The 1,271-nt window shown below is 61.1% G+C and carries 1 protein-coding gene; it reads left to right on the plus strand.

Going from position 1 to position 1,271, the window contains the following annotated elements; all coding sequences use genetic code 11:
- Positions 1 to 94: 94 nt before the first annotated feature.
- A complete protein-coding gene (locus ACLRGI_RS22815) occupies positions 95 to 1,168 on the plus strand; it encodes an IS630 family transposase (RefSeq protein WP_419203725.1) in 1,074 nt (357 codons plus the stop codon).
- Positions 1,169 to 1,271 lie beyond the last annotated feature (103 nt).

A 1,271-nucleotide genomic window follows, 5' to 3' on the forward strand; every position in this document is an offset into this window, starting at 1 on the left:
CACGCTCCTCGTCGGCAGCGTCAGATGTGTATAAGAGACAGCTAGTGCGGCGTGTCTAAAGTAGTTTTTTGGTTGGTGTTTGGGAGAATTTGGTATGGCTCATCCTCCCGCTCCTGCTTTGGATATGCGTGATGGCGACTTTGAGGTGTTGTCGCGGTGGTCCCGTTCCTCGGCGATGAGGGCGGGCTTGGTCCAGCGGGCCAGGATCATCTTGATGGCGGCCGAGGGCACACCTAATTCACGCATCGCCCGGGAGGTCGGCGTTTCGGTTCCCACTGTCCTGGCCTGGCGTGGACGGTACTTGGAACGGGGAATGGCCGGCCTGGAGGACGAGCACCGTGCCGGCCGGCCGCGGGAGATCGACCGGACGAAAATCATTGCCGCGACCCTGACACCGCCGCCGGCATCGCTGGGCATCACGCACTGGTCTTCCCGGCTGCTGGCGAAGCATCTGAAGACGGACTTTTCCACCGTGGCCAAGACCTGGCGCGAATACGGGGTCAAGCCATGGAAGTCCGGGACGTTCAAGTTCTCCACGGACCCGGAGCTGGAAGCAAAAGTCGTCGATGTGGTCGGGCTCTACCTTGCCCCGCCGGAAAACGCTGTCGTTCTCTGCATTGACGAGAAGTCACAGATCCAGGCGTTGGACCGGACAGCGCCCCTGCTGCCCATGCAGATCGGCGTACCGGAGAAACGCACACACGACTATGTCCGCCACGGCACCACGACCTTGTTCGCGGCACTGGACATCGCCACCGGAAACCTCACCGGCCTCTGCAAGCCGGCCCACACCCACAAGGAATTCCTGTCCTTCCTCAAACACGTGGCCCGAACCTACCCAGGCGTGGAACTGCACCTGGTGATGGACAACTACGCCACCCACAAGAAGGCCGAGGTCCGGGCATGGCTGGCAGAGAACCCGCGCATCCATGTCCACTTCACCCCGACGTCCGGGTCCTGGCTGAACATGGTGGAAATCTGGTTCGGCATCATCGAACGCCAGGCCATCCACCGCGGAACGTTCACCTCGGTCACGGACCTCATGCGCAAGATCCGGCAGTTCATCACCGGCTGGAACAAACGCAGCCACCCCTTCACCTGGACCAAATCACCTGAAGAAATCCTGGCGAAAGCCAAACCAAAGAAAACTTCAAACACGCGGCACTAGGTCTGTCTCTTATACACATCTCCGAGCCCACGAGACATTGATACTGATCTGGGGGGGGGGTTTTTTTTTTTGGGGGGGGGGGGGGGGGGGGGGGGGGGGGGGG

Origin of the sequence: Paenarthrobacter sp. PPS72 (assembly GCF_048537125.1) — a bacterium.
In the GTDB taxonomy this organism is placed as follows: domain Bacteria; phylum Actinomycetota; class Actinomycetes; order Actinomycetales; family Micrococcaceae; genus Arthrobacter; species Arthrobacter nitroguajacolicus_E.

What these genes read in the sequence shown, in the direction of transcription:
- ACLRGI_RS22815 (WP_419203725.1), top strand. Translation starts at nt 95, where the DNA reads ATGGCTCATCCTCCCGCTCCTGCTTTGGATATGCGTGATGGCGACTTT.